This window comes from Anaerolineales bacterium, assembly GCA_025808555.1.
Taxonomy (GTDB): domain Bacteria; phylum Chloroflexota; class Anaerolineae; order Anaerolineales; family UBA11579; genus JAMCZK01.
Map to the genome: position 1 here is coordinate 1,070,252 of CP075526.1, position 23,243 is coordinate 1,093,494.

The 23,243-nt window shown below is 61.3% G+C and carries 19 protein-coding genes; 14 read left to right on the forward strand and 5 right to left on the reverse strand.

Annotated elements, in window-relative coordinates:
* Window positions 1–55: 55 nt before the first annotated feature.
* Window positions 56–1,027, forward strand: a complete 972-nt coding sequence (gene dusB / locus KIT08_05665; GenBank protein UYN90721.1) for a tRNA dihydrouridine synthase DusB — start codon at window positions 56–58, stop codon at window positions 1,025–1,027.
* Between the two features lie 16 nt (window positions 1,028–1,043).
* Complete coding sequence (locus KIT08_05670) at window positions 1,044–1,397, forward strand: hypothetical protein (protein UYN90722.1); 354 nt, start codon at window positions 1,044–1,046, stop codon at window positions 1,395–1,397.
* A 91-nt stretch (window positions 1,398–1,488) separates the two neighbouring features.
* Here KIT08_05670 and KIT08_05675 read toward each other — a convergent pair whose 3' ends face one another.
* A complete protein-coding gene (locus tag KIT08_05675) occupies window positions 1,489–4,311 on the reverse strand; it encodes a cation-translocating P-type ATPase (GenBank protein UYN90723.1) in 2,823 nt (940 codons plus the stop codon).
* A gap of 221 nt (window positions 4,312–4,532) precedes the next feature.
* Here KIT08_05675 and icd point away from each other — a divergent pair, with 221 nt between their 5' ends.
* The 7 genes from icd (at window position 4,533) to KIT08_05710 (ending at window position 10,897) form a co-directional block, all read left to right on the forward strand.
* Window positions 4,533–5,831 carry an NADP-dependent isocitrate dehydrogenase gene (icd, locus tag KIT08_05680; GenBank protein UYN90724.1) on the forward strand — a complete coding sequence of 433 codons (1,299 nt, stop codon included), beginning with the start codon at window positions 4,533–4,535 and terminating at the stop codon, window positions 5,829–5,831.
* Between the two features lie 150 nt (window positions 5,832–5,981).
* On the forward strand, window positions 5,982–6,602 hold the full coding sequence (locus KIT08_05685) for a GNAT family N-acetyltransferase (protein ID UYN90725.1): 621 nt from the start codon (window positions 5,982–5,984) through the stop codon (window positions 6,600–6,602).
* A 1-nt stretch (window position 6,603) separates the two neighbouring features.
* A complete protein-coding gene (locus tag KIT08_05690) occupies window positions 6,604–7,230 on the forward strand; it encodes a GNAT family N-acetyltransferase (GenBank protein ID UYN90726.1) in 627 nt (208 codons plus the stop codon).
* Window positions 7,231–7,548: 318 nt separating this feature from the next.
* Complete coding sequence (locus tag KIT08_05695; GenBank protein ID UYN90727.1) at window positions 7,549–8,001, forward strand: hypothetical protein; 453 nt, start codon at window positions 7,549–7,551, stop codon at window positions 7,999–8,001.
* 2 nt (window positions 8,002–8,003) lie between these two features.
* Complete coding sequence (locus KIT08_05700) at window positions 8,004–8,375, forward strand: hypothetical protein (GenBank protein UYN90728.1); 372 nt, start codon at window positions 8,004–8,006, stop codon at window positions 8,373–8,375.
* Window positions 8,376–8,380: 5 nt separating this feature from the next.
* Entirely contained in the window at window positions 8,381–10,174 is a 1,794-nt protein-coding gene (locus tag KIT08_05705; protein ID UYN90729.1) for a succinate dehydrogenase flavoprotein subunit, read from the forward strand.
* A gap of 12 nt (window positions 10,175–10,186) precedes the next feature.
* Window positions 10,187–10,897, forward strand: a complete 711-nt coding sequence (locus KIT08_05710) for a succinate dehydrogenase iron-sulfur subunit (protein UYN90730.1) — start codon at window positions 10,187–10,189, stop codon at window positions 10,895–10,897.
* Window positions 10,898–10,954: 57 nt separating this feature from the next.
* On the opposite strand, the gene KIT08_05715 is transcribed toward KIT08_05710, so the two are convergent.
* Both KIT08_05715 and KIT08_05720 read right to left on the reverse strand, forming a co-directional pair.
* A complete protein-coding gene (locus tag KIT08_05715; GenBank protein UYN90731.1) occupies window positions 10,955–13,432 on the reverse strand; it encodes an AAA family ATPase in 2,478 nt (825 codons plus the stop codon).
* 594 nt (window positions 13,433–14,026) lie between these two features.
* On the reverse strand, window positions 14,027–14,767 hold the full coding sequence (locus tag KIT08_05720; GenBank protein UYN90732.1) for a hypothetical protein: 741 nt from the start codon (window positions 14,765–14,767) through the stop codon (window positions 14,027–14,029).
* Window positions 14,768–14,918: 151 nt separating this feature from the next.
* Here KIT08_05720 and KIT08_05725 point away from each other — a divergent pair, with 151 nt between their 5' ends.
* The 5 genes from KIT08_05725 to msrA all read left to right on the forward strand — a co-directional run bounded on the left by KIT08_05725 (window position 14,919) and on the right by msrA (window position 19,756).
* Complete coding sequence (locus KIT08_05725; GenBank protein UYN90733.1) at window positions 14,919–15,275, forward strand: PadR family transcriptional regulator; 357 nt, start codon at window positions 14,919–14,921, stop codon at window positions 15,273–15,275.
* Complete coding sequence (locus KIT08_05730) at window positions 15,272–16,243, forward strand: hypothetical protein (protein UYN90734.1); 972 nt, start codon at window positions 15,272–15,274, stop codon at window positions 16,241–16,243. Before KIT08_05725 ends, KIT08_05730 begins: the two co-directional genes overlap by 4 nt.
* Before the next feature lie 38 nt (window positions 16,244–16,281).
* Window positions 16,282–17,259 (forward strand): hypothetical protein, encoded by a 978-nt coding sequence (locus tag KIT08_05735; protein UYN90735.1) that lies wholly within the window; start codon window positions 16,282–16,284, stop codon window positions 17,257–17,259.
* Between the two features lie 184 nt (window positions 17,260–17,443).
* Complete coding sequence (locus tag KIT08_05740; GenBank protein ID UYN90736.1) at window positions 17,444–19,135, forward strand: hypothetical protein; 1,692 nt, start codon at window positions 17,444–17,446, stop codon at window positions 19,133–19,135.
* Between the two features lie 84 nt (window positions 19,136–19,219).
* The gene (gene msrA / locus KIT08_05745) at window positions 19,220–19,756 is read left to right on the forward strand and encodes a peptide-methionine (S)-S-oxide reductase MsrA (GenBank protein ID UYN90737.1); all 537 of its coding nucleotides are present in this window, start codon (window positions 19,220–19,222) and stop codon (window positions 19,754–19,756) included.
* Window positions 19,757–20,270: 514 nt separating this feature from the next.
* On the opposite strand, the gene KIT08_05750 is transcribed toward msrA, so the two are convergent.
* On the reverse strand, window positions 20,271–20,771 hold the full coding sequence (locus KIT08_05750) for a hypothetical protein (GenBank protein ID UYN90738.1): 501 nt from the start codon (window positions 20,769–20,771) through the stop codon (window positions 20,271–20,273).
* Window positions 20,772–20,784: 13 nt separating this feature from the next.
* Entirely contained in the window at window positions 20,785–23,223 is a 2,439-nt protein-coding gene (priA, locus tag KIT08_05755; GenBank protein ID UYN90739.1) for a primosomal protein N', read from the reverse strand.
* Window positions 23,224–23,243: the final 20 nt, after the last annotated feature.

Below are 23,243 nucleotides of genomic sequence, written 5' to 3' on the forward strand. Positions count from 1 at the left end.
GTTTATCTGCGGCTAAAATTTCCTTACATCGGCAACTGTACGCTAGAATAGCCGCATGGCCCCACTGGCTGAGCCAGCCTTCCACATCGGCCCGATTCCCATTCACGGCCGTGTCATCCTCTCACCCATGGACGGCTTCTCTGACCAGCCGTTCCGCTCGCTGGCGCGCCGGCTCGGCTCGGCCATCAGCTATACCGAATTTGTCAACGCGCTGGATGTACTCAACGGCCATCCGCATTTGCACCAACGCCTGGCCTTCCTCCCCAATGAGCGTCCCGTCACCTTCCAGCTCTTCGACGATGACCCTGAGCGCTTGCTGCAGGCGGCCCTCAAGCTGCGCCCCTACAATCCCGACATCATTGACATCAATATGGGTTGCTCCGTGCGCTGTGTCTCCGGCCGCGGCGCTGGCGCCGGCCTGCTGCGCGAGCCGGCTAAGATCGCCCAGATTTTCCGCTCTTTGACCAGCCAGCTTGACATCCCCATCACCGGCAAAATACGCATCGGCTGGGATGACGACAGCCTCAACCATGTCGAGATCGCCCGCATCATTGAGGACAATGGCGGTGCCGCCGTGGCTGTTCACGGCCGCACCAAATCGCAAGCCTATCGCGGCGCAGCCAACTGGGACGCCATCGCCCAGGTGAAAGCCGCTGTGCACATTCCCGTTTTCGGCAATGGCGATGTGCGCCTGGTGGCCGACATCGGCCGCATGCGCGAGCACACCGGCTGCGACGCGGTCATGATCGGCCGCGGCGCCATCGGCAACCCGTGGATCTTTGCCGGCCTTGACCGCCACGAGGTGACCAGCCAGCAGGTGCGCGAGATGGTCTTATCTCATCTCGACGCCATGCGAAGCTTCTACGGTACCGAGCTCGGCCTGGTGCTGTTCCGCAAACACGCCGCCCGCTACATCAGCCCCTACGGGTTGACCCCGACGCAGCGCGAGGACTTGCTCACCAGCCAAACCGCCGAGGACTTTGCCCGCCTACTGGATGAACTCGCCTTGCAACCCGCAATGGCTTAACTCAAAGAGGAGAATTATGGACGTTCGCAATCTATTCATTCGCTTGGGAAAAACTGTTTTCTTCTGGGGCTTCCTGCAGATCGCCCTCATTGGCGCAGCTTACTTCGGCGCCGCTCCCAGCAGCTGGCACGCCTGGAGCGGCATGCTGATGCTGCTCATGCTGGTGGTCATGCTGATCCTGGCCCTGGTTGGCAAGTTGGGCGGGCGCATCATTGGCCTAACGCTGCTGGCGCTGGTCATGCTTGGCATGCAAGGCTACATCCGCGCCGACTCCATTCCAGCGATTGCCAAGGCTTTGCATCCTATCTTCGGCATTGGTGTCATGTTCCTCGGCCAGTCGCTGGCGAAACGCGCCGCGGCTGCCAGCTAGCTCTCAAACACAACAAAAAAAGCCCGCCAAATGGCGGGCTTTTTTATATTTACAGGCATTCAGTCTAATACTCTATTACTAGAGTATTTGACTATGCAGCCGCAGCAGCCGCTTTGCGCTCCAACCCACGGCGGATGAACCACTTGGTGATCTCAGCTGCGATCGCAGGCAGCACGGCCAGCGGCAGCACGATCTCCCATTGCAGCCAGGTCAGCGAAGTGGTGTCGAACACTCCCTGGAAGGGCGGAAAGAACACCACCACCAGCAGCAGCACAGTCGAGATCATTACGGCCACATTCATGTTCTTGTTGGAGAACAGGCCACCATGGAACATGGAGAAGTGCTCCGAGCGGGCGGTATAAGCCCGCACCAGCTCAGACAGGCCCAACGTCATAAACGCCATTGTAGATGCGGTCAGGTTCTCAACCCCGCTGGACGGGAACATTTGCAGCCCCAGGATGTAGGCCGCCAGCGTGGCCGCGGTCTTCACCACGGTTTGAATGGCAATGCCGATGCGCATCTCGCCGTCAATGATCGGCTCATCCTTACGGCGCGGCGGCAGCTTCATGATGTCCGGGTCGCCCTTCTCGGTGCCCAGGGCCAGCGCCGGGGCGCCGTCCGTCAGCAGATTGAGCCACAGCAGCTGGATCGGCGCCAGCGGCGAGGGCAGTCCCATCATGATCGCCGTGAAGATGATCATAATCTCGGCGGTGTTGCACGACAGCAGGAAGAACACAAACTTACGGATATTGCTATAGATGACGCGGCCCTGCTCCACTGCCGAGACAATGCTGGAGTAGTTGTCATCCGTCAGCACCATGTCAGCCGTTTCCTTGGCCACATCCGTGCCGGTGATGCCCATCGCCACACCAATGTCAGCCTGCTTGAGCGCCGGCGCGTCGTTCACCCCGTCGCCGGTCATTGCCACGATGTTGCCGTTGGCGCGCAGTGCCTTGACGATGCGCACTTTGTGCTCCGGAGACACGCGGGCGAACACGCTGGTGTGCTTGATCTCTTCCTGCAGTTGCTCGTCGCTCATGTCGTTCAGTTCGGCGCCTGGGATGACTTTGCTGTTGGCCTCATCCACCAGGCCGATCTGAATGGCGATCGCCCGCGCCGTCTGCGGATAGTCTCCCGTGATCATTACCGTGCGGATGCCGGCGCTGCGCGCCTTCGCCAGCGCGTCCTTCACTTCCGGGCGCGGAGGGTCGATCATGCCCAGCAGGCCTACGAACACCAGGTCCTGCTCCACAAGCTCAGGTGTCAGTTTGTCAGGCACATCCTTGCTGATGCGGTAGGCCACAGCGATCACGCGCAGCGCATCTTGCGCCATCTGGTCATTGGCCTCCAGGATCCGCGTCCGCATGTTGTCGTTCAGCGGCGCAATCGCGTCGTCGATCGTCTGGTATTGCTTGCACAGTTCCAGCACCACGTCGGGCGCGCCTTTCACCGCCACCACATGCCAACCCTTATGTTCGTGCCCCTCATGGAAAGGCGAGAGGTCCGCGGTCAGCGGGTCGGCCACCTGGTGAATGGTGGTCATACGTTTGCGGTCCGAATCAAACGGAATTTCCTGCACGCGCGGGTAGCGCTTGGTCAATTCGCCATAGGCAGCGTCGGCCTTGGCCGCCGCCACCAGCATGGCCGCCTCGGTCGGGTCACCCACAACGCGGGTACCTGTCTCGGCGCTCGATTCCAAAATGGCGTCGTTGTTCAGGGCGCCCAGCCACAGCGCGCTGAACACGCCGTGGTGCTTGTCCAGGTCAAATGAATTGCCATCCAGGGTGAATTCGCCTTGCGGGTGGTAGCCGGTGCCCGAGATCTCGACCCGGCGGCCGTCCACCCACACGCTCGTCACAGTCATGGCGTTCTGGGTCAGCGTACCGGTCTTGTCCGATCCGATCACTGTGGCCGAGCCCAGCGTCTCCACCGAAGACAGACGGCGGATCAGCGCATTGCGCTTGATCATCTCGCGCATACCCAGCGCCAGGCTGATGGTCACAACCGCCGGCAGGCCCTCGGGCACCGCCGCGATTGCCAGCGTCACGGCCACTTCAAACATGTGCAGGGCTTCCTGCCCGCGCAAAATGCCGACGCCGAACACCAGCGCACAGATCACCAGCGCAGCCCAGCCCAGCCAGCGCCCTAGCTCTTCCAGGCGGCGCTGCAGCGGGGTTGGCTCATGGTGCACCGATTGCAACATCTCGGCGATCAAGCCGACCTGGGTGCGCATGCCGGTGTTGACCACAATGCCGCTGCCGCGGCCATACGACACCAGCGTACCCATAAAGGTGGTATTCACGCGGTCACCCAGGCCCACATCGTCCTTCTCCAGGCGGCCGGCGCTCTTCTCCACCGGCACTGATTCTCCGGTCAGGGCGGCTTCTTCAATGCGCAGATTGATCGCTTCGATCAGGCGCACATCCGCCGGAATATAGTTACCAGCTTCCAGGAATACTACATCGCCCGGCACCACCTCGTAGGACGGCACGTCCACCCGGCGGCCGTCGCGCAGCACATGCGCCTCTGGCGAAGCCAGCTGGCGCAGTGCTGCCAGCGCCTGCTCGGCGCGGCGCTCCTGCACAATGCCGAAGCCGGCGTTGAGCACCACAATTGCCATCACGGCCCCGGCTTCCACCCACTCGCCCAAAATGGCCGAGATGATGACCGCCGCGAACAGCAGGTACACAACAAAGTTGTTGAGCTGCTCCCACAATAGGGTGATGAACTTCTTGGGCGGCGCTTCTTCCAGCCGGTTGGGGCCGTACTTCTCCAGTCGCGCTTTCGCCTCTGCCGAGCTGAGACCCTGCTCGCGAGAGGTGCCCAGGCGCTCGGCCACTTCTGTGTGGCCCAGCTTGTGCCAGGGTTCTTCAATTTGTGCCTGTCGGTTAACAGGTAAAGACGTAGGTGCCACTAGCGATTCCTCCTTTAGGAACACTTGCGGTAACTAAATAAACTTCGTAAGCAGGCTTTTGGTCCGGGTATGCCCGGTGGGGAAAATTGCGACCCAAACAGGTCGCGGGCCAACTGCAATGGATTTTATTATAGCGATTCTTGTTTCGGCTGCAAAGTCCCCAGAAAGCCGAAGTGTATAATCCCCTAAAATTCATATACTTTTCACATTGGAGAGCGTGCATGGCCTACAGCATCATCCAGGTTCCTTCCGGGGGCGCAAAGATTTCCATTAACAATGGTGTCCTCAACGTACCCGATAACCCGATCATTCCCTTCATCGAAGGTGACGGCACCGGCCGCGATATCTGGCGCGCCAGCGTACGCGTGCTGGATGCCGCTGTGGAGAAAGCCTACGGCGGGGCACGCACGCTGCACTGGATGGAAGTCTACGCCGGAGAGAAAGCCTTCAACCAGTTCCAGAGCTGGCTACCTGAGGAGACTCTGCAGGCCTTCCGCGAGTTCCTGGTGGGCATCAAAGGCCCGCTCACCACGCCCATCGGCGGCGGTATGCGCTCGCTCAATGTAGCCCTGCGCAAGGAGCTGGACCTCTACGTCTGCCTGCGCCCGGTGCGCTGGTTCGAGGGCGTGCCCTCGCCGGTCAAGCGTCCGCAAGACGTCGACATGGTCGTCTTCCGCGAGAACACGGAGGATATCTACACCGGCATCGAGTTCGAGAACGGCTCCGAGGACAACAAGAAGTTCAAAGACGTCTTCCAACAGGCCTTCCCCAAGGAATTTGCCAAGATCCGCTTCCCCAACACTGCGGGCATCGGCCTCAAGCCCGTCTCCGTGGAAGGCACCGAGCGCCTGGTGCGCGCCGCCATCCGCTGGGCGTTGGACAACAAGCGCAAGAATGTAACTCTTGTGCACAAGGGCAACATCATGAAGTTCACCGAAGGCGCCTTCCGCAACTGGGGTTACGACCTGGCCGAGCGCGAATTTGGCGACCATGTATACACTTGGCAGACCTGGGAGAAGACCAAGGCCGATAAGGGCGAGGAAGCCGCCAACGCCGAGCAGGACGCCGCCCTCAAGGCCGGCAAGCTGCTCATCAAAGATGTCATCGCAGATATCGTCTTCCAGCAAACCATCACGCGCGCCACTGACTTTGACGTACTCGCCACTATGAACCTGAACGGCGACTATCTTTCCGACGCGCTGGCAGCCCAGGTCGGCGGCATCGGCATCGCGCCGGGCGGCAATATCAACTACGCCACCGGCCACGCCGTCTTCGAGGCTACCCATGGCACCGCGCCCAAATACGCCGACAAGGACATGGTGAACCCGGGCTCGGTCATCCTCTCCGGCGAGATGATGCTGCGCTACATGGGCTGGGGTGAAGCCGCCGACCTCATCATCAAGGGCATCGAGGGTGCTATCGCCGCCAAGACCGTCACCTACGACTTCCATCGCCTGATGGAAGGCGCCACGAAGCTGAGCACTTCAGCCTTCGGCGACGCGGTCATCGCACACATGTAAGACCACAGAACGGGCGAAAATTCGCCCGTTCTGCTTTTAAGCATTGTCATTGCGAGGAGCAACGGGGCGAGCCCCGCTCTGGCGAGCCGCTTGTTGCGACGTGGCAATCTGGTTTTTGTCTTATGCTCTTTGTGGTTAAAGTTAAGCGCTATGGCGAAACAACCTATCCCCGCACCCGTTCTCACCACCGTGCCTGCCAACCGTGCATCCTGGGATGACTTGATGGCGGTGCTGGGTCCGGCGCGCTGTCATGGCAAGTTTTGCTTCTGCCAGCGCTTCAAAGTGCGCGACCGCGGCTGGTTCACCGTAGACGAAGAGCAACTCGCCCGCAACCTGCGCACGCAGACCAACTGCGGCAAACCATCCGCCAGGCAGACCAGCGGCCTGGTCGCCTACCTGGATGGCGAGCCGGTCGGCTGGTGCGCAGTCGCTCCACGCCTCGACCATCCCAACTTGGTACTCAACCGCATGCTCTCCACCGGCCGCGACGAAGACCTCGCCGACCCCGGCGTTTGGGCCGCCACCTGCTTCATCATCCGCAAGGGCTACCGCGGCCGCGGTTTCACCTATGAACTCGCCCGCGCCGCGGTCGAGTTTGCCCGTCGCCGCGGCGCCACCGCCCTCGAGGGCTATTCGATGATCACGCATCCGGGCCAGACCATCACCTGGGGCGAGTTGCACGTTGGCAGCTACAATATCTTCGTTGCCGCTGGCTTCAAACCCGCCAGCCAGCCTAGCAAACGCCGCGTCGTTATGCGCATTGACTTCTGATATGGCCAAAGACCAAACCCCCATCGCCGCAGACGCACTCACCATCCTGCCCGCCAATAAAGCGCGCTGGGAGGATTTGCTGGCCATCTTCGGCCAGCGCGGCCAGACCGCTCACTGCATGTGCCAGCATTACAAGGTACGCGCCAGCGATTGGTGGGAACTACCCCGCGAGGTGCGCCCGCATATGCTGCGCGAGCAGACCCAGTGTGACCATCCCCGCGCTCGCTACACCAGCGGCCTCGTCGCCTACCTGGATGACGAGCCGGTCGGCTGGTGCGCCGTGGAGCCGCGCCCGGCCTACCTGCGCTATCTCGACAAGACCACGCCCTGGGAGGGCCGCGACGAAGATCCCGCCGATGATGGCGTGTGGGCGGTGGCCTGCTTCGTGGTGCGCATCGGCTACCGCGGCCGCCGTATCACCTACGCGCTGGCCCAGGCCGCCGTTGAGCACGCCCGCGCTCGCGGCGCCCGCGCCCTCGAGGGCTACCCGTTGCTGCCCAAGCCTGGCCAGACCATCAGCTGGGGCGAGATGAACGTCGGCAGCCGCGGCGCCTTTGAGTCCGCCGGCATGCAGCTCGTCCATCACCCCTTCCCCCGCCGCGCTGTCATGCGCATCGATTTCAAGTAGCCCGCAACACTATTTCTTCGCCCCCACGCAGCACATTACTGAGAACGTCACTCGGGCCGCGGCCGTAAGGGCGCAGCATGCTGCACCCTCGTCGTTCCGTCATTGCGAAGAGCAAGGCGCGCCCGCTTCTGGCGAACTGCGTTTGCGCATCAGGGTCGATGTTTGCATTTTATCTGCGTGCATCTGCGTTCATCTGCAGCAGAATTTTCTTTCATCCGATGATTAAACACTCCTCGCGCGTGCAAAACAGCACGCATGCCGCGCGGTGCTATAATGCCTTTTAACATCCGCGGAGATTGGTTTTCAAAGGAGTTGTACGTGGCTGCCCCCAGCACACCGCTCAAAAATACCGTAAAGGGATACGCAACCTACATGGGGCGCGAAGGGCATTATGCTTTCCTCCTTCACCGCCTCACCGGTCTGGGTGTCCTGCTCTTCCTCACCATTCACATCTTGGATACTGCCACCGTCTACTTCTACCCCTCGCTCTATGAGCACGCCATCGAGCTCTACCGCGCCACCCCCTTCATGCTGGGCGAGATCGGCCTGCTCTTCGCCGTCATCTATCACGGCGTCAACGGCCTGCGCATCGCCGTAACCGACATGTGGATGCCTAAGCGCTGGGCCATCGAGAAGCAGCGCCAGGCTGTGCGCATCACCCTCGTGGTAGCCATCCTGCTGTGGGCGCCAGGCGCCCTGGTCATGTTCTACAACATGCTCCTGCACAACTTCCATATCGACCTGCTCACCTTCCTGCCCTTCGGTAAATAACCATGGCCACCAAGATCAAACCCAACTTTGAAACCACCGCTTGGCGCTTCATGCGCTACAGCGGCATTCTGCTCATCCCCCTGGCTTGGTTCCATGTCTACCTGCAAGACGTCATCGTCGGCGTGCATGCCATTGATATTGATTACGTCGCCGTGCGCCTGGCCGACACCGGCTGGGTGATCTACAACTTCCTGCTGCTGGGCTTCGCCTTTGCCCACGGCATGTACGGCCTGCGCCAGGTCATGTACGACCTTGTGCACAAAGAAAGCACTCGCCGCATCCTCAGCATCCTCATGCTCATCTTCTGGCTGGTGGTCACCGCCATCGGCGCCACCGCCCTAGCCATGGGCGCTCGCCCGGAACTGGTTCAATAGAGACTATGACGCAAACTCACCAACATGAAGTCATCATCGTAGGCGCGGGTGGCGCCGGCCTTATGGCCGCCCTCTACGCCTCGCGCAGCGCGGACACCGCCGTACTCAGCAAGCTCTACCCCACCCGCTCCCACACCGGGGCCGCCCAGGGCGGCATCGGCGCCGCCCTCGGCAACCTCGAGCCCGACAAGGTGGAGTGGCACAGCTTCGACACTGTCAAAGGCAGCGACTACCTGGGCGACCAGGACGCCATTGATTACATGTGCGCTCAGGCGCCCGAAGTGGTCTATGAGCTCGAGCATATGGGTCTGCCCTTCTCGCGCAACCCGGATGGCACCATTGCCCAGCGCCGCTTTGGCGGCCACACCAACAATGAAACCAGGCAGCCCGTGCTGCGCTCCTGCTACGCCGCAGACCGCACCGGCCACATGATCCTGCAAACGCTGTACCAGAACTGCATCAAGAACAAGGTGCACTTCTACGATGAGTTCCATGTTCTCGACCTACTGATGAAGGACGGCGTGGCCAACGGCGTGGTCGCCGTTGAGCTCGCCACCGGCGAGTTGCACGTTTTCCACGCCAAGTCGATCGTCTTCGCCACCGGCGGCCACGGCCGTATTTGGGAGCTAACCTCCAACGCCTATGCCTACACCGGCGACGGCGTCGCCATCACCCTGCGCCGCGGCCTGCCCGCCCAGGATCTGGAGTTCTTCCAGTTCCACCCCACTGGCATCCTCAAGCTCGGCATCCTCATCACCGAGGGTGTGCGCGGCGAGGGCGGCATCCTCATCAATGGCAAGGGTGAACGCTTCATGGAGCGCTACGCCCCCACCGTGAAGGACCTCGCCTCGCGTGATGTGGTCAGCCGCTCGATCTATCTCGAAATTCGTGACGGCAATGGCATCAAGGGCGACCGCTACGTTCACCTGGACATGCGTCCTGAAGTCGTCAACCACTATGCCGAGCTCGACGGACGCAAGCTGCCAGACGGCACGCCCTACCGCGTCACCGGTGAGCAGTTGCTCTCCAAAGTGCCTGACATTGTGGATTTTTGCCGAACCTACCTGGGCATTGACCCCATCAAAGAACCCATGCCCATCCAGCCCACGGCGCACTACGCCATGGGCGGCATCCCCACCAATATGCACGGCCAGGCCCTCAGCGACGCCAAGGGCACCATCGTGCCCGGCCTCTTCGCCGCTGGCGAAGTGGCCTGCGTCTCCGTGCACGGCGCCAACCGCCTCGGCACCAACTCCCTCCTTGACCTCGTGGTCTTCGGCAAGGAAGCCGGCAAGATGGCCGCCGAATACGCCAAGAGCGCTGACTACAAGCCGCTCGAAGCTAATCCCACCGACTTCACCCGAGAGCAGCTTGACCGCATCCTCGGCAAGAGCGGCGGCGAGAAGGTTGTCACCCTCGGCGAAGAGATGAAGACCAAGATGATGGATGACGTCGGCGTCTTCCGCACGGCCGATGGTATGGCCAGCGCCATCGAGAAGATACGCGAACTGCGCCAGCGTTATAAGAACGTCGGCGTGGACGACCACGGCAAGCGTTTCAATACTGACCTGCTCAACGCCTGGGAGCTGGGCTGCCTGCTGGATGTAGCCCTGGCCACCGCTGTTTCGGCCCACGCCCGCCCGGAGAGCCGCGGCGCCCACGCCCGCGAGGACTTCCCTCAGCGCAATGACGCTGAGTGGCTGAAGCACACTCTGGCCTGGATGGACGGCGACAACGTGCGTTTGGAGTACAAGCCGGTCACCATCACCAAACACCAGCCGAAAGAACGCGTCTACTAAACCGGGAGCGCCATGCTTGTCTATCTGAAAATTTACCGCTACAACCCCGAGGCTGGCCGCAATGTGCCCAGCTTCGACACCTACAACATCGAGGCCGAGCCGACCGACCGCGTGCTGGACCTGCTGGAGCATGTCAAAGGCAATGTAGACGGCACCATCTCCTTCCGCCGCTCGTGCGCCCACGGTGTGTGCGGCTCGGATGCGATGCGCATCAACGGCCGCAACATGCTGGCTTGCAAAGCTCTGGTCAAGGACGTGGGCACCGAGATCACCATCGAGCCCATTCTTGGCCTGCCGGTGCTCAAGGACATGATCGTGGATATGGAGCCGTTCTTCAACAGCTACAAATCCCTCATGCCCTTCCTCATCAATGAGGATGCGCCGGCCGATGGCAAAGAGCGCCGCCAGACGCCGCAACAGCTCGACCGCTTCGAAGACACCACCAAGTGCATCCTGTGCGCGGCCTGCACCACCTCCTGCCCGGTCTTCTGGTCGGATGAGCAGTACGTAGGCCCGGCCACCATCGTGAATGCGCACCGCTTTATCTTCGACAGCCGCGACCAGGCGGCCAACAAGCGCCTCGAGATCCTGGCTGACCACGGCGGCGCCTTCCGCTGCCGCACCGCCTTCAACTGCACCGAGGCCTGCCCGCGTGAGATCCATGTCACCCAGGCCATCGCCGAGGTCAAGCAAGCCATCACCGCCGGCGGCGTAGAACACTAAGCCACCATGCCCTGAAAACAAAAGAGCCGCCCGGTTGGGCGGCTCTTTTTTGTTGCGTTATGCGCTCACGTCTTCCTGTTGCTTCTCGAGCTTGACGGGCTTGCCTTCTTTGAAGACGGTGCCCTCGCGCTTCTCGTCCACGTCCACCTCGATGGTGGTGCCGGGCTTGAATTTGCCGGCCAGCAACTCCTTGGAGAGCGGGCTCTCCACGAACTTCTGCAGCGCACGGTTGAGCGGGCGGGCGCCGAAGGCGGTGTCGTAGCCCTGGGTAGCCAGCCATTCGCGGGTGTCCTCGGTCAGTACGACCTGGATGCCCTTCTCGGCCAGGCGGTCTTGCACTTCCTTCATCTGCAGGTCGACGATCTGCTTCATGTCCTCCACCGACAGCGGCGAGAAGGTGATGATCTCGTCGATGCGGTTGATGAACTCCGGACGGAAGGTGTCTCGCAGGGCCTTCTGGATTTTCTGGCTGGAGGCGCGCTCCTCGTCGTTGCCGCTGTTCTGCAGGAAACCGAGCGAGCCGGACTTGCGCACGAACTCGGTGCCCAGGTTGCTGGTCATGATCAGCACCGTGTTGCGGAAATCGACCGTGCGGCCCTGGCCGTCGGTCAGGCGACCGTCGTCCAGGATCTGCAGCAGGGCGTTCCATACATCCGGGTGGGCCTTTTCGATTTCATCGAAAAGGATCACGCGGTAGGGGCGGCGGCGGATGGCCTCGGTCAGCTGGCCGCCTTCCTCGTAGCCGATGTAGCCCGGAGGGGCGCCGAACAGGCGCGCCGTGGTGTGCTGCTCGCGGTACTCGGACATGTCGATGCGCACCAGGGCGTCTTCGTCATCGAACATGAATTCGGCCAGCGCCTTGGCGAGCTCGGTCTTGCCGACGCCGGAGGGGCCGATGAAAATGAATGAGCCGATGGGGCGCTTGGGATCCTTGAGGCCCGAGCGGGCACGGCGAATGGCGTCAGAGATGGCGCTGATGGCTTCATCCTGGCCGATGATGCGCTCGTGCAAACGGGCTTCCATGTTGAGCAGCTTCTCGGCTTCGGTCTCCATCATTTGGCTGACCGGAATGCCGGTCCACTGGGCAACCACTTCGGCGATGTCGTTGATGTCAACGACTTCGTCGAGCTGGTGCTCGCTCTCCCACTTCTCGCGCTTGGCTTTGAAGTCGCCCTCGATGCGCAGACGCTCGGATTTCTTTTCGGCGGCGCGCTCGTAATTGCGTTCCACGCCGGCCTGCTCTTCTTCGGCCTGCAGGCGTTCGATCTCGGTCTTCATCGTCTTGAGCTCATCCGGCAGCGAGTAGAGCGCCACGCGCAGCTTGGCGGCCGCCTCGTCCATCAGATCGATGGCTTTGTCGGGCAGGCGGCGGTCGGGCACATAGCGGGCGGAGAGCTTGACGGCTTCCACCAGCGCATCGTCGGCGAAGCGCACGTTGTGGTGCGCCTCGTAGCGGTCACGCAGGCCCATCAGCATCTGGATGGTGTCATCCATCGAGGGCTCTTCGACATACACGGGCGCAAAGCGGCGCTCGAGGGCCGAGTCCTTCTCGATGTGCTTGTGGTATTCGTCGAGCGTGGTAGCGCCCACCGCGTGCAGCTCGCCGCGCGCCAGGGCCGGCTTGAGCATGTTGCTGGCGTCCATGGCGCCCTGGGCGGCGCCGGCGCCAACGACGGTGTGCAACTCGTCAATGAACAGGATGATCTCGCCTTCAGCGCGCTGGATCTCTTCCAGGGTGGCCTTAAGGCGCTCTTCGAACTCGCCGCGGAAGCGCGAGCCGGCAATCATGGCGCCCAGGTCGAGCGAGAGCACCTTCTTACCCGAAAGAATTTCGGGAACATCGTTGGTGGCGATCTTTTGCGCCAGGCCTTCGACGATGGCGGTCTTGCCGACGCCGGCCTCACCGATGAGGACGGGGTTGTTCTTGCTCCGGCGCGAGAGGATCTGGATCACGCGCAGGATCTCGCTGTCACGGCCGATGACCGGGTCCAGCTTGCCCTCGCGGGCGGCCTGGGTGAGGTCACGCGAGTATTTCTCCAGCGTGCGGTAGCGCGTCTCGGCCTGCGGGTCAGTGACGCGCTGGCCGCCGCGCAGCTGCTGCACCGCGTCAAACACACGCTCGCGCGTGATGCCGGCGCCTTCCAGCAGGCGGGCGGCCGGGGTGCTGCGCTCGTTGAGGATGGCGAGGAAAATGTGCTCGGTGGAGATGTATTCGTCTTTGAGGCGGTTGGCCTCCTCATTGGCGATGTCTACGATGCGCTTGACGCGCGGGGTGATGAAGATCTGCCCGGCGCCGCCGCCAAAGATGTTGGCCTTGGGGCTGGTGCGCAAAACGTAGTCCAAACGCTCTTTGAGCGAATTGGCATCCACCTTGAGGATGTCCAACAGCTGGCCGATGACGCCCTCAGGCTGCTCGATCAGGGCCAGCAGTATGTGCTCGGTGTCAATCTGGTTGTGCCCGTAGCGCTGGATGATCTCAGCCGCCCGCTGGGCAGCCTCCTGGGCACGTTCGGTAAATCGGTCAAATCGCATCATTGTGGGTTCCTACCTAACTGCCGCCCGCAGGCGACAATCGCATTGAAAGTCAAAAATCGCCCCGTAGGGGATGCGAAGATTATATAGGGGCGGGCAAGCGGCTGTCGTAGAAACGCGTAAGAGAATTGTTGGATTCTTATACGTGGCGGCTGGGGCCGCCCCATATGAGGAGTTTGGTGAGAAACATGTAGTTGTAGCGGCTGGGGGAGCGGTTCACTACAACTTGACAGGGATTTAGGTAAAAGTTTGCACCTGGAGATGCTCCAAGTTAATACTTTTACAGGGAAAGTTTTAACTTTTAACTTCCCGACGAATTGGTTAAAACTTGACACTTTGCGGCATTTTGTCCACACGACGGTGGAATTATGAGAATGACCTATTCCCGGGGGACTGGTTAGGTCATTCTCATCAAGGTTGCTTGACAGCAAGGCACCTGGGCGGGCTGTGCGAGGGCTATCAGGGCGCGTGGGAACGAGGGCTACGGGTTTGGCCATGCGGCCTGTTATGCCATGGGAAGCGACGAACGGGGCGGATTGGCGGGCGGTGTCAAGGGATGCGATTAGCCCCTTCCATCGGACTTTGAAATACAGTTTTTTAAATAACGCCAAGGAACTTAAGCAGTATCGAGGCAAGTATTGTGCCGAGCACTGTAACTACAAGATTTACTATTGGGTTATCTCTAAGTTCACCGCGCAAAGCCATGCGCAACATAACTCCGACTGACGAATCCCGAAATCGAATATGCAAACCTTGTGGGCTCGAGAGATAACCGTAGAGTCCTGCCAAAAAGATAAATATTATGAATAGGTCTACGAAGAACAAGGCTGGGTTTTTAAACATCTGGACGAATAGCAATTTGCCATCACTGAACAAAGACATGACTTCAGCCATGAGTCCGAGAGCAAACACTAAGCCGGAAAATGCAGAGAAACTCCCCTTACTTCTTTCACTTAGATACTCGTAAAAGAAAGCCAATAAGGAAAAAGTCCTTCCGGGATCCGGTGACTGCACATATATCTCTGTTGGTTGGCTATGGCCACTTGGAAATGTGTCATCAACAAAGTATGTTTCTTTGGATATGTTTACAAATAGAACCTTTATAAGTTCTTTGCTTTTAGCATTAGTTGCTTCAAGAATTATTGACGGGTAGTTACGTTCCCTGTTAAAAAACGTTTCCAAAGAAATATAATCTTTTTCTTTAGCAGGTATTAAATTACGCGGAAGCCGAATCCTTATAACCGAAAACCCTGCGTTTCTAAACATTGTTGCAAATTCATTTAAAAATGCTTTGTCCCAATATCTTGAACCCCCAATTGATTTGCGCTTACTGAACATTGCACCCTCTAGGAACTGTTTTTATGAATCCTAAATATACGCTATTAGGAATGTGCCGGGTAACTGAGTGACTTCAGCTACAGATAGCCGTTTTAGTGCCAGTAATACTTCCTATTGACAATACTGTATTACACACAGTATAATTCCTCACATGGTAACCAAAGAGGAATACCCCTCCCTGCTGGAAACGCTCATCGGCGAGCTGCGCCGGGGCGCCCTGGGCCTTGCCGTGCTCAGCCAGCTCGCCCAACCCCAATACGGCTACTCGCTCAAGCAGCAGCTCGCCGCCCAGGGCATGGATATCCCCGAGGGTACGCTCTACCCGCTGCTGCGCCGCCTGGAGGCCCAGGGCCTGTTGGAGAGCGAATGGCGGGTGGTGGATGAGGCGCGGCCGCGCCGCTACTACCGCATCAGCCCCCAGGGCAAGCAGGCGCTTGCCGACCTTACCCATGAATGGCAGGCAATGAGCGCCGCACTGGCCGGCCTGCTGAACGGAGAATCGAAATGACCGATACCCTGATCGACCGCTACATCCACGAGGTAGGCGCCCACTTGCCCGCCAAAACCCGCGCCGACGTGACCCTGGAGCTGCGCAGCACCCTGCAGGACGCCCTGGCCGAGCGCGGCCTCGACGCTGGCAAGCCGGAGCACGCCGAGGGCGTGGCGGCCCTGCTGCGCGAGTATGGCGAGCCGGAGCAGTTCGCCGCCCGCTACCAGCCTGAGCGCTACCTCATCAGCCCGGCGGCCTTCCCGGCCTTCCGCCTCAGCTACGCCATCGCCGCCATCGTGGTCACCATCGTGCACCTCATCGGCCTGGCGCTGCAGATCAACCGCGGCGGCTTCAGCTTCGAATGGTGGGGCGGCTTCATGGCCAACTATGTCGACGCCATGCTGCTCAACCTCGGCGTCGTGGCCTTCGTCTTCTATCTACTCGAAGGCTTCAAGATCATCAAGCCGGCCAAGCCGAATCTGGACTGGGACCCGCACAAGCTGCCCGCCATTCAGGATCCCAACCGCATCAACCGCACCGAGGAGCTGGTGGGCATGTTCTTCACCGTCGCCGCCCTGCTGGTGTTCAACTTCGCGCCGGAGTGGATCGGCATCATGGGTTGGGGCGACGGCGCGCCGGGCATCTTCCCCGTGCTGGCCGAGAGCTTCCTGGCCTATGTGCCCTGGCTCAGCGCGCTGTGGCTGGCTGAGCTGGCGCTCAAGGTGCTGGTCTACCGCCGCGGCCGCTGGACGCTTATTCTGCGCGGCGCGGAGTTCGTGCTGCAGCTGGCCGGCATCTTCGTGGTCTACACCATCCTGCAGAACGCCGAGATCGTCAACATCCCGGTGGTGGACAGCCTGGTCAAGTTCGGCCTTTCGGTGGCCGTGGCCATCATGGTGATCGAAGCCGCCAAGCAGCTGTTCGTGCTGCTGCGCGGTGAGCAGCCTGCGCTCAGCCTTGAGCGTATGATCGAGAAAATTAAATAGAAAGCGCCCGCAGAATGCGAAGTGCGCAAAGAGAGAACATGAACGAAACCCTTATCGACCGTTATGTGCAAGCCGTAGGCCGCCGTCTGCCCGCCAAGACGCGTGTAGACGTGCAGCTGGAGCTGCGCACCGCCCTGCAAGACGCCGCCGAAGCCCGCGGCCTGAACCCCGCCGCCGAGGCGGACCAGGCCGGCATCATCGCCCTGCTCAAAGAATACGGCCCGCCGGAGGCGATGGCGGCCAGCTACGGCGCGGGCAACTCGCTCATCCATCCGCAGGTCATGCCCGCCTACCGCCGCGTGCTCACCATCAGCGGCGGCATCATCACCTTCATCCACCTGGTGGGGCTGGTGCTGGTGCTTGGCAACACCGGCTTTGACTTCAGCATTGGCGACATCATCGGCAACTACGTCAAAGTGTTGCTGATGAGCTTCGGCGCCATCACCCTGGTCTTCGCCGTCATTGACCGCAACCTGCCCGACCTGCAGGTCAAAGAGCCCGAGTGGGACCCGGCCACGTTGCCGGCCCTGCTGCCGGCCCGTGACCGGCTGGACTATGCCGAAACCATCGCCGAGCTGATCATCCTGGTGGCCGTGCTGGGCGCCTTTACCAGCCTGCCGTGGGATATCCGCCTGCCCAGCGGTGGCAGCTGGGCGCTGATCCACGATGCGCTCACCATGCTCACTGGCTTGCTACCCTGGTTCATCGGCTTGGGCGCGATCGATGTGCTCATCAATGGAATCAAGCTGCTGCAGGGCCGCTGGACGCGGCTCACGCGGATAGCCACTGTAGTGCACAGCCTGGCCGGCGTGGCGCTGCTGGGCTACGCCAGCGGGCAGATCATCCGCATCCTGCAGCCCGGCCCGTGGGATGACCGCGTCTTCGCCAGCATCGCCTGGACGATGGTGGTGATCATTGTCATCGTGCTGGGCACGGCCGCCAACGAGGTGCGCAAGCTGCTGCTGCCCAAGCCCACGCCTGAGGAGGCGCTGGGCCTACCCAAGCTACGGCAATAGCGCCAGCCCAAAGCTCCCTCGGAACACAGTTCCCAGGGAGCTTTTTTATCCTTTGCCCCATCGCCTAAAGGCGTAGTATCCGCCTAAAGGCGTAGTATCCGCCTAAAGGCGTAGTATCCGCCTAAAGGCGTAGTATCCTTAAAGGGCGCCGGTTCAGGCGCAAAGACCCCTATGGAGCGTGTGAATGGATATTCGTGGAAAGAATGCCCTTGTCTTGGGTGGTTTTGGGCTGGTGGGCAACGCCGTGTGCCGGGAGCTGTTGGCGCACGAGCCTGCCCGGTTGGTAGTGGCATCTCTCAAGAGATCCGAATCAGATCAGGCCATCGCAGAGCTGAAAGCAGCTTTCCCGAATAGTAAAACCAAGTTCCTCTCCGCCTGGGGAGACATTTTTGTGCGCACCGAGTGGCAGGAGGCGGAGAACCCGCCCCGCAACGCCATCCTGGCCGACCCAGCCAAACGCAAAGTGCTCATCAACGACATCGTGGATGAGCTGAACGAAGACATCCTCAACGCATCCCTGCTGTACCAGATCATTACCGGCCGCGCCCCCGGCCTGGACGGCGAGCCGGCCCACATCGTGGTGGACGCGATCAATACTTCCACCGGCGTGGCCTATCAGAACATCTACGCGTATGCGCGCAAGCTGCAGAGCGAGATCGCCAAAGACAGCCCGGAAACCAACTGGCCGGACGAGATCGAGCAACTGCTGGCCTCGTTATATATTCCGCAGCTGGTGCGCCACATCCAGATCATGCACGAGGCGATGCTGCAGGCCGGCACCCAGGCTTACGTCAAGGTGGGCACCAGCGGCACCGGCGGCATGGGCCTCAATATTCCGTATACGCACGGCGAAGAGAAGCCCTCGCGGGTGCTGATGTCCAAAGCGGCGCTGGCCGGCGCGCAATCGCTACTCACGTTCCTGATGGCGCGCACGCCCGGCGGCCCCACGGTGGTCAAGGAGTTCAAGCCGACGGCGCTGATCGCGTGGAAAGAGATCGGCTACGGCAAGATCAGCCGCGGCGGCAAAGACTTCATGCTGTACGACTGCCCGCCGGAGCAGGCCTTGCCGCTTAACGCGGCCAACCTGGCGCCCAGCGGCGAATTTGGCGCGGCGACGGGCGAAGCCATGCATGCCGTCTACATCAACACCGGCGAGAACGGCTTGTTCGCGGCCGGCGACTTCGCCGCCATCACCTCATATGGGCAGATGGAATTCGTGACGCCGGAGGAGATCGCCTTCAATGTGGTGCGCGAGATCATGGGCGGCAACACGGGGCGCGACATTGTGGCCGCGCTGGACAGCGCGGTGATGGGGCCCAGCTTCCGGGCCGGTACGCTGCGCGATTCGGCGCTGCGGCGCCTGCGCGAGCTGAGCGAGCAGCATGGCGAGTCAGTAGCGTTCGAGATCCTTGGCCCGCCGCGCATGTCCAAGCTGATGTTCGAGGCATTTTTATTGAAGCAGGAGTACGGCAACAAGATGAGCAACGCGCTGGCGGACACACCGGCACAGATGGCGGCCAAGCTGGAGGCGCGCATCGGCAGCGATGCCAAGCTGCGCCAGGAGATCATCTCGGTGGGGCTGCCGATCCTGCTATCAGACGGCACGCGCATTCTGCGCGGGCCGGTGGTGAAGTCTGAGAACGCCTTCAACGGCTGGGTGGACCTGACGGTGGAGAACATGGCGCAGTGGCAGCAACGCCTGCAAGGCATCCGCGCCATGGTGAAGGAGCAGCTGGATGGCAATGACTCCTCCTCGCGCTATGACCGGTCCTATTCCTCGGTGCGCGAGTGGGTGGACGATGACCGCTTCGAGATCGGCGAGATGGCCGGCTGGGTGGCGATCAACGAGGACGAAGGACGGCGCGGCAAACAGTAGATGAGCAAATGCTCATCACGAAGCGCAGTAAGAAAACAAACCATTCGTTGCTCTTTGTAACAAAGAGCAACGAAGGAGAAAATAATGGCAACGCAAACAGCAGTCTTTGGCGGCGGGTGTTTTTGGTGCACGGAGGCCGCGCTCAAGATCCTCAAGGGTGTGACGCGGATCGAGCCGGGCTACGCCGGCGGGCCGGCGGACGCCAAGGCGCCAACGTACGAGCAGGTGTGTACCGGGCGCACGGGCTTCGCCGAGGTGGTGCGAGTGGAATACGACCCGGCGGTGGCGAGCTACGGCGACCTGCTGACGGCGTTCTTTGCGACGCATGACCCGACGACGTTGAACCGCCAGGGCAACGATATCGGCACCCAGTACCGCTCGGTGATCCTGTACGCCGATGAGGCGCAGAAGGCGGAGGCCGAAGCGTTCATCCGCGAGCATGCCGGCGAGTATGCGCAGCCGATCGTGACGGAGCTTGCGCCGCTGGGCGATTTCTTCGTAGCCGAGGAGTATCACCACAATTACTTCGAGCGCAACCCGTTCTCCGGCTATTGCATGGCGGTGATCCCGCCGAAGTTGAGCAAGCTGCGCAGTAGGTATGCGGAGTTGGTTAAGGGATAGGGAGTAAAGCGGGGCAAATTCATCCACGGATGAACACGGATAACGAGGGGCGGGTCTGAGACCCGCCCCTACGTTTTAATTCCTGTCATTGCTAGCAAGTGCCACTTTCACCCGGCATTATTCGGAACCTGAGCGGAGTGAGACAAGGAAACCTTTAGGTCGCTCTCAAACCAGCCAGCCTTTTCTTGACCTAAAGGATTCCTCGGCTGTAGTGATTGAGGGCGGGGCTGACTTCTAAAAGACCGCCTCGGAATGACATTTTGTCTGTGATTGCGAGCTACAGTTTGGCGGCAACAGACTGTGTGGATAGATTGCTTCGTCGGCGCTGTGCGTTATGCGCGGCAGCGCATCCCTCGCAAAATCACAAGTTTTCAGCAGGCTTTGTCTTGAAAACTGGCGTTCTGACTGCCCTTCGCTCAGGGCGACACGACTTTGAGATTTAGTGTTTGCCAGAAGATGTGAAATCACGCGGCAAATGCGCAGCATTTGCCCAAGGCTGGGTGCTTTTCCCGGCCTAATAGTCCCGCATGGCCCAGCCGGCGGTAGGTTCGTGCTCCCAGGGGTAGACAATGAAGGCGTCTGTGCTGGCAGCGAAGTAATCCGGGCGGGTGTTATCAAAAAGGTTGCGATGGGGGTTGAAGTGCAACACGCTGGTGAAGGGCATGCCGCCAGCAGCGGAGACGCGGTTCTTGACGGCGGTGCTGGTGCGGCCGGAACCCCAGACGTCATCGACCACAAGAATACGGCGGCCGCGCAGCAGTTCATCGTCTGGGAATTGCACAAATTTGGGAAAGACGAGCATTTTTTGGCGGGCAATTTCCATCTGGGCGGGGAAGTCCACTGCGGCGGTAAGGATCTCGGCCAGGCCCATGCGCTCGGCCAGCATGCCGCCGGGCACGATGCCACCGCGGGTGATGAGCAGCATGGCCTGGAACTCATGCTCGAACTGCTGCATGAGCAGGTTGATGAGATGTTGGACTTCTTCCCAGCTGACTAATTCTCGACGCACTGACAATCCCTCGCAAACATTATAGTGGCGCAGGCGGATTTACTTCGACGCGCCAGCCGGGCAATCGCAGACCGCGCACCAGCTCGGCAGGTTGCGGGCCGCGCAGCAGAATCTGCCAGCGGTACTCCTTGTTGACGCGGGCGTGGAAGCTGGGCGCCGGGCCGATGACATCGGTAGAGCCGCGGCCCTGGCGGGCGATCTGGGCGTGCAGTTCGGCGGCCAGGGCGCCAGCTTCCTGCTCAGCCTTGCGGGCATCGAGATGGCGGAACTCCAAACGTAGCAGTTGGGCAAAGGGTGGGTAGCGCAGCTGGCGGCGGTAGGCGCTCTCGGTTTCGTAGAAGCCAGCGTAATCATGCGCGGCGGCAGCCTGGATGGCGTAATGCTCAGGCTGGAAGGTTTGGAAGATGACGCGGCCGCCGAGCGCAGAGCGCCCGGCACGGCCGGCAACCTGAGTGAGGAGCTGGAAGACGCGTTCGGCGGCACGGTAGTGGGGCATCTGCAGGCCGACATCGGCGAGGACCACACCGACGAGAGTCACCTTGGGCAGATCCAAGCCCTTGGTGAGCATCTGCGTGCCGACCAGCACATCAGCCTGATGCTCAGCGAATTGATAGAGAATGCGCTGGTGAGCCCCTTTGGTGCGGGTACTGTCGCGATCCCAGCGTAGAGTGCGGGCGGTTGGTAGCAGGCGAGCCAATTCTTTCACGACGGATTCAGTGCCGGTGCCGTAGTGGCGGATATTTGCGCTCTGACAATTGGGGCAAGCCTGCGGAAGCGTGCGCTGGTAGCCGCACTGGTGGCATACGAGGTCGTGGGTGAGTTCGCTACTTCCGTGCTGGGTCAGCGGGGTTTCGCAATTGGGGCAGCGCATCACATGGCCGCAGTCACGGCAGAAGACGTAGGTGGCGCTGCCGCGGCGATTGAGGAACAAGATAGCCTGTTGGCCGCGCTGCAGCACTTGCTCCAGCTCGCTTTGCAAGCCGCGGCTGAAGATGGAACGGTTGCCCGCCTTGAGCTCGCGGCGCATGTCGACGATCTCGACCGGCGGCAGCGCGGGCGCTTTGTCGATGGCGCCGTGGGCCTGGACGCGCTCGGGCAGCTGCAACAACTGCCAGGCGCCGCTACGCGCCTGGGTGTAGCTGCCGACATCGGGCGTGGCGGAGCCGAGCAGTACCAGCGCGTTCGAAATTTTGCCAAGCTGCAAAGCGGCCGTGCGGGCGTGATAGTGCACATCTTGCTGGGCTTCGTAGTAGCTGTCATCATGCTCTTCGTCGAGCACGATGAGGCCGAGATTCTCGAGCGGGGCGAAGAGGGCGCTGCGTGGACCGACGACCACGCGCAGCTCACCGCGGCGGACGCGGCGCCAGGTGTCGTAGCGCTCGCCGTCGGAAAGCTCGGAGTGCAGCAGGCCGACCTGATTGCCGAAGCGAGCGAAGAAACGCTGGACGGTTTGGGGAGTCAACGCAATCTCCGGCACCAGCACGATTGCGGTGCGCCCGGCGGCGAGGGCGTGAGCCACGGCGCGCAGGTAGATCTCGGTCTTACCGGAGCTGGTGACGCCATGCAGCAGGATCGGCTCGGGGTCAGAGCTGGCGAGTGCGGCCTCGACGGCGCGCCAGGCGGCGTCTTGGGCGGGGGTGAGCTTGAGGGCCACATCCATCGCAGTTTGCAGGCCCACGAGCGGGTCACGCACCTGCTCAGCCTCGCCGAGCTCCACATAGCCGTGCTCCTCCAAATAGCGCAGATCCGCCAACTGGGCGCCGCTCTCGGCATACAGCCATTCAGCGGCAATGTGGCCGCGCTCGCGCTGCAGGACATCCAGCAAGGCGGCGCGGCGAGCCTGCACGGCTGCGGTTTTGCCGAGCTTGAGTTCAGGCGGTGGAGCGTGGAGCAGGCGTGCGGTGCGCACCAAGCGGGCCTTTTGACGCGGGAAAGGGATGACCGGCTGGGTGGCAATGAGGCCGCGGCCCTGCAGGGCGCGGATGGAGGCGCGCCAATTGCGGCGTGGCAATGCCTTATCGAGCTGACTGCCAGTGAGGGCGCCGCGTTTGACCAGCGTATCCAAAACCAGACGCTGTGCGGAGGTGAACTCGGCAGGGACGGGTATGGCGGTAAGGCTGTAGAGCACATCGGCGGTGCGGCCAATGCCGGGCGGGAGCATCAAAGCCACGCATGCCGCTACTGGGGCCAGGGTTGCATCGGCCAGTTGGCGGGCAAGCTCGAGTTGAGCGGCGGTCAGCACGGGATCGTCGTCGAGCAAGCTATCAATGGGGCGGGTTTCGGCCACCTCCGGCGTGTCCACACTGCGCAGCACGACACCCTGGACGATCAGTTTGCCAAACGGCGCCAGCACCAGATGGCCGGGGCGCAGGGTGTGCTCCAGCTCAGGCGGGACGTGATAGTGAAAGACGCCAGAAACTTTGGGAACGTTGACGGCTAGTTCAACATACTCAGGCATGCGTACGCCTTCGGCCTTGC